The sequence below is a fragment of the Paenibacillus polymyxa genome (genome assembly GCF_018614975.1).
GTDB classification, from domain to species: domain Bacteria; phylum Bacillota; class Bacilli; order Paenibacillales; family Paenibacillaceae; genus Paenibacillus; species Paenibacillus polymyxa_E.
The window spans coordinates 78,179-84,334 of the sequence record NZ_JAGGNR010000022.1; the positions used below are offsets into that span (position 1 = coordinate 78,179).

5 protein-coding genes are annotated in these 6,156 nt (G+C 41.3%); 1 reads left to right on the forward strand and 4 read right to left on the reverse strand.

Annotated elements, in window-relative coordinates:
- Positions 1–23: 23 nt before the first annotated feature.
- A complete protein-coding gene (locus tag J7E78_RS19440) occupies positions 24–875 on the forward strand; it encodes a helix-turn-helix domain-containing protein (RefSeq protein WP_215077821.1) in 852 nt (283 codons plus the stop codon).
- Positions 876–1,000: 125 nt separating this feature from the next.
- On the opposite strand, the gene J7E78_RS19445 is transcribed toward J7E78_RS19440, so the two are convergent.
- From J7E78_RS19445 to J7E78_RS19460, 4 genes are all read right to left on the reverse strand, one after another.
- Complete coding sequence (locus tag J7E78_RS19445) at positions 1,001–3,322, reverse strand: glycoside hydrolase family 95 protein (protein ID WP_215077822.1); 2,322 nt, start codon at positions 3,320–3,322, stop codon at positions 1,001–1,003.
- Between the two features lie 781 nt (positions 3,323–4,103).
- Positions 4,104–5,069, reverse strand: a complete 966-nt coding sequence (locus tag J7E78_RS19450) for a diguanylate cyclase domain-containing protein (RefSeq protein WP_215077823.1) — start codon at positions 5,067–5,069, stop codon at positions 4,104–4,106.
- Positions 5,062–5,697 carry a hypothetical protein gene (locus J7E78_RS19455; protein WP_017688455.1) on the reverse strand — a complete coding sequence of 212 codons (636 nt, stop codon included), beginning with the start codon at positions 5,695–5,697 and terminating at the stop codon, positions 5,062–5,064. Before J7E78_RS19455 ends, J7E78_RS19450 begins: the two co-directional genes overlap by 8 nt.
- On the reverse strand, positions 5,687–6,061 hold the full coding sequence (locus J7E78_RS19460) for a response regulator transcription factor (protein ID WP_251035149.1): 375 nt from the start codon (positions 6,059–6,061) through the stop codon (positions 5,687–5,689). The genes J7E78_RS19455 and J7E78_RS19460 overlap by 11 nt, the downstream gene beginning before the upstream one ends.
- Positions 6,062–6,156 lie beyond the last annotated feature (95 nt).

Below are 6,156 nucleotides of genomic sequence, written 5' to 3' on the forward strand. Positions count from 1 at the left end.
GACAAGGAGGTCATATATCTGATATGAATGAGACTTCAGAATACCTGTTTGATCCAATCCAGAATGAGGTGTTGTATCTTCATCGCACCACTACGTATAATATGGGAACGTTTTATCATCGACATAATGCATATGAACTCTATATATTTCTTCGTGGCAATGTGAATTTTTATATTGAGAACCGTTGTTACCATTTGCAGCGTGGCGATCTGCTCGTACTTAGCCCGGAGGAGATGCACCGTTCCTTTGCCCTGGACAAAAACGAATATGAGAGAATTACCTTAAATCTGAAAAAGTCATATCTGAACCGTTTGTCTACTTCAAGCACCAACCTATCCGCATGTTTCGACTACCGTCCCAAGGGTAAGGGTAATATCGTACATCTTGAAGAGGAAGAACTTCAACGAGTGCTGCAATTAGCTGGTGAGCTTGAACAGTGTCTCTCATCAAGTGACTATGGAGCGGATATTCTGGGGAATATTTTGATTACACAGTTACTCCTTCTAACAAATATAGCTTTTCAACATACGGATTTTGTTGCAACGGACATTATGCCTGAACTAGTTCGAAACACGATGGATTACATTGAATGTAATCTGACGAGGCAACTGACGCTCGAACAATTGTCAGAGGCTATGTTCACGAATAGCAGCTATGTTAGTCGACAATTCAAAAAACATACCGGACTCACGATTCGAGCATACATTCTTAGTCGCCGTATAGAGCTGTCGAAATCTTATTTAATCGAAGGTTTAAGTATTACAGAGGCCTGTTATCAATCCGGTTTTGGAGATTATGCCAATTTTATTCGCAGCTTCACCAAGCAGGTCGGCATTTCACCTGGTAAATTTGTTAAATATGGAAGTCTCCTTTAAACATTGCATTGAGCAAAAACACGCTAACTCTTGCCTGTATCTTATCTCAGCAAAGAAAAAGAGCGAATTCGTCCGGCAATTTTGTCGGGCGATATTCGCTCATGTAATCGGTAACTTCTTATTGATTATTCCAGTCTATTCCAATCGTATCCTTTTAGTTCAATTATTGCATTGGGACCAGGAAAGGTTAATTCTATTTTTTGGTCCTGATAGGACACGGTTACTCTTGTTTCTTCAATAGAACGAATTCTGGTATTCAACAGACGACCATTTTCCCATTCCAGATCTATTTCAAATCCGCCACGAGCCCGAATACCACGAATATATCCTTTTGGCCAAGCTGCTGGCAAAGCAGGTAACAATCTGATTACTTCGTTATGGCTCTGGAGAAGCATCTCTGCTATACCTGCAGTACCTCCAAAGTTCCCATCAATTTGAAATGGAGGATGGTCACAAAACAGATTGGGTAACGTGGAGGAACGTAGAAGTTCCACGATGTTATCGTGTGCAAGTTCCGACTCCTCTAATCGTGCCCACATGTTGAGAATCCATGCCCTGCTCCATCCTGTGTGTCCACCACCATATTTCAATCTTCTGTCGAGTGTTACACGAGCTGCCTTGGCCAGATCAGGCGTTGATTGCAACGTGATTTGCGTTCCAGGATGCAAAGCGAATAAATGGGAAATATGTCTGTGGCCAGGTTCCATTTCATCATAATCGTTACTCCACTCCTGGATCTGGCCATGTTTGCCAATGGAGGTCTCCGGTAATTTGCTTAAAGCACTACGGAGTACTTCTCCGAATTCCTGATCTTCTTGCAATATTCGGGTACTTTCAATGCAACGCGTGAAGAGTTCTCTAATAATCTGATTGTCCATTGAAGCACCAAAACATAAAGCCCCCGACTCTCCATTATCTAATATATAGCGATTTTCCGGTGAGGACGAAGGACATATCACCCAATTGCCGGAAGGATCTTCTATTAGATAATCCAAAATAAACATAGCCGCATCTTTCATCGTGGCGTAAACTTTTTTGAGAAACTGAATATCCTTATTGTATTCGTAGTGGTCCCATAGATGTAATGAAAGCCATGCTCCTCCCATGGTCCAAAACGTCGATGTCATGCATACATCCTGAGGAGCAGCGTCTGCCCAGATATCCGAATTGTGATGAGCAACGAACCCCTTGCATCCGTACATGGTTCTAGCGGTTTCTTTTCCCCGGACTTGCAGTCGATCTATAAAATCAAACAATGGAATGTGACATTCAGACAGATTGCAGCTTTCTGCAGGCCAGTAGTTCATCTGTGTATTAATATTAATCGTATATTTGCTATCCCATACAGGAAGCATGTCTTTATTCCATATCCCTTGAAGGTTTGCAGGTAAAGAACCTGGACGGCTGCTTGAGATAAGCAGATAGCGACCAAATTGAAAGTATAGACTCATCAGTTCCGGATCATGCTTACCAGCTCTAAGCCGCTCAAGGCGCTGATCGATTGGAAGTTCGGAACATATCACATCTTTATTTTCATCTTCGAGATGTATATCCATCCGCTTGAATAAGGATTGATAGTCCGAGACATGATCGGCGAGCAGTTCGCTATATGTCTTTGTTGAGGCAGCCTCAATTCTTCGGAGGCACTCCACTTCGAGTTGTTCCTTGGGTACTCGGAAATCCGTACAAGCCGAGATTATAATAGTCGCTGAATTACCTTCCTTCAGAGAAAGCTGACCGCTTGAATAGTGAACCTGCCCTCCTTCAGATATAAGGCGAATCGCACAACAAAATCGGATTCCTTCTTCTCCCCCACTTCTTCCCCGGATAATCAAGTTATTCGTTCCACGCCTCTCGATCCGGTCCAGATAGGATTGGAAACCAACAGGATGCTTAAGAATATCTGAATAGGATGTTGATTCCAGAACGGTTCCCCTGCCAAAAACAGTGGAGAAAGATAACTTTCCAGGCATGCTAGATTTGAGATGAACAACGAGCACTTGATCCGGGTAGCTAGCAAAATAATCTCGGCTGTAAATGGATTGATCTGCGGTGTAATTCACGTTTACCTTGCCTTGTTCCAGATCGAGATGTCTTTGATATCCATTCGGTTCAAGTTCACTGTGATCCATAGCGATATAGAAGTCCCCTAATGGCTCATAATGCCTTTGCCCGTCAGGAACACCTACCAGAGTATCTGCTGCGAGTTCTTCTGCTTTCCTAATCTTACCGTCAAAAATCAGGCTTCTGATCTGAGATAAAGATTCAAGTGCTTGAGGATTATTCCGTTGCATCGGACCACCATACCAAAGACTATCTTCATTAAGCTGAATTCTCTCGATCTGTGTTTTTCCAAAAATCATGCCTCCAAGAGTTCCATTTCCGATAGGCAATGCCTCTTCCCATGTTCCAGCAGGTTGATTAAACCAGATATTTTGGGTCTTCACGTTAAAACCTCCAGCGAATTATAATTCCTCACTTTTATCATGTTTAGTGTGTTCCATTTGTATGTTCTTTCAGTGTACTGTAATCTCTTAAGCATCGAAATGAACAAAATTAACTTGAATTATCACAATCTTATCCCAGCATTAGAGGTGTTTAATCTGTGCCTCTTTCCTATCACATGGTATACTATGTTAACAGACATCGAGCACATCCATGATTAACTGCAATTGTGTCGGGCTCTCATCTTGATTATTGTAGAGTAGATCTCCAAAGAAAACGGGAAAGTATAGCAATTTAATGGATGGAATATCATCTGGTCTTACATTTCTTATTTAGTTTCCATGGTGCTGGCGTACCTGTACAGTTTGATCTTCTTCCAAGTGTTCAAAGCACGTAACCCTGCATAAAGTATGTATTCTCAGCCAGCACAGGCAAATCAATATGATCAATAGGCTCCCATATTACTTATCTTTGTTAAAAGGGGGGATGATATGTTTTTCTTCTTTTTCTTTCTGTTGCTTGGAATAATTGGTTTATTCTTTGGTGTTAGAGCACTGAGAAGACCTAACTCGTGGCCTTTTAATCGTACGAAGGATGAAGTTCATGAATACGATATGATGGGTATCAAGTTTAGAGGCGTTTTTCTCCTTGCTTTTGGTACTGTTCTGACTATCGCCTCTTTGAGACTTCTACTTATTTAAAATCCAAAAAAAGCCGCTCATCGGCGGCTCTCCATTATCGACCCATCTGTAGCAACTTTATTAAAAGACATTTTTAGAATTCTTAAGCATTTTCAGGTTCATAAATTCCGTAACCATTCTTGCCATTCTTTTTAATCTTGTACATGGCTCCATCCGCATGTCTCAGAAGTTCGGAAGGCTCCTGTCCATGCTTGGGAAATAGACTGATACCAATACTCATCGAAAGATTGATATAGTTTCCAGCAATTTTGAAATGGGTACTGAAGGCAGCTTCCAATCTTTTGGCGATGACTTCAGCATCGTGATCATCTTTCAGATGGCTTAAAATGATGAATTCGTCCCCGCCAAGCCGTGCTACAGTGTCTGCACTTGGAATCGTTTCGCTTAATCGCTTTGCCATTTCCAGCAACACTTGATCACCAACATGGTGTCCATATGTATCATTCACTTGTTTAAACCCATCAGCATCCACAAACATAACGGCTAATTTGCTATGGTTTCTTTGGGCATTACTGATGGCCCAGGCAAGACGATCATTATAAGCAAGACGATTAGGCAGACCTGTAAGTGGATCATGCAAAGACAAATGCTTGCTGATTTTCTCGGAGATTTTGATTTTGGCGTACTCCGTCTCCAATTCTTTGATCAGATTTTTAAGTTTATATACCCTGGTATTGGTGTTTGTCATGTCAGTAATCTGAATAAGGGCATAACTCCGATCTTCATGATAGAGCGGTTCAACATGCATATTTTGTCTGAATAATTGTTCATCCTCTCCTTCTTCATTAGGAAGAATGAATGCCTTATGTAACGCGCTTGAGCAAAATCTGCTCTGTCCATGATACAGCGCATTTTGCAAAATATTCAAATACATATTTGTTTTAAACCGTGGGCAGACCTCAAGCAGATTCAAGCCTACTACCTCTTCTACACTCTTGCCAGTAAAACGTTCCAACCAGGCATTCCACACAACAACTTTCAAATGCCTGTCCACGATCATAATTCCCATATGGGCTTTGTTCAAAGCTTGTGAAATAAGATTATCCATTGTCCGCCTCCAACAAAGCGTCCATTTTGGCAAGCAGGCTTGATATGGAGTTCATACTCAATGCAATAACAATGATCCCTGTCACATCCGTATCGGCAAGTAAAAACGAGGTATGTAAAACCAGGACATAAACTTCATTCTGAAGCAATATTTGTTGATCGGAATTGGTGACATAGATCAGTTCAATATCAGGCAGGACGTATTCCAGTTTGATCTCCAGGAAATTACCGAATTCTCCAATAATGGCGTTAAGTAGGACATTGCTAACTTCCTTCAAAACGTCCAAATCCGTGTCCATCAGGTTCGGATCGTTTGGTATAACGCTCTCACCCAGTTCTCCAAGACAGATGTTTGCCAATACTTTAGCCTGCTCAACAGGAAACATCAAAAATGCTTTTCCCTGAAATTCGTATCCAAACTGTAAGGATGACCTAAAAAGGTGACCTTCACTGAAGAAAATGTTGTATCTTCGATCTCCAGGATCAACATCGGATATGGAGATTAGTTCCACTTCCGGAATGTTCAAAACGATACGCTTGTCTACAATCTCTGACAACATGTTAGCCGCTTGTCCCACGTAAACGTTCACTAGTTCAGTAAGCAAATCCTTCTGTAAATCATTCAGCATGATAGGCCGCCTGAATCAGTTGAATCATGGTGGTTGCCTTCTCTGCGGTTAACGGTTTATTCAAAAAACCAGAAATGCCTAGCATTTCAACTTCATCCCTAGTTGTCTTCTGAATATCTGCTGATAAGATAATAATTTTGACATTGTTATCCGTTTCTCGAATCATTCGAAGCATTTCTTGTCCGTTCAAACCAGGCATCAGCAGGTCGGTGGTTATAAAATCAGGTTGAAATTCCTTGAATAGGTTGTATCCTTGTTCTCCATTGTTAGCAATCTGAATCTCGCATGCTGGAATATGATCAACAATCAGCTTTGTAAGCAATTTCTGTACGAAAATGGAGTCTTCCACGATTAATACTTTCATTTTCTCCTCAGTCTCCTTGATAAGATTGAATAAGTTAGATTCGTGTGCAATTGACATACTACGGCCCAGCATTTAAAGTAGAGTAAGAGGCTGGG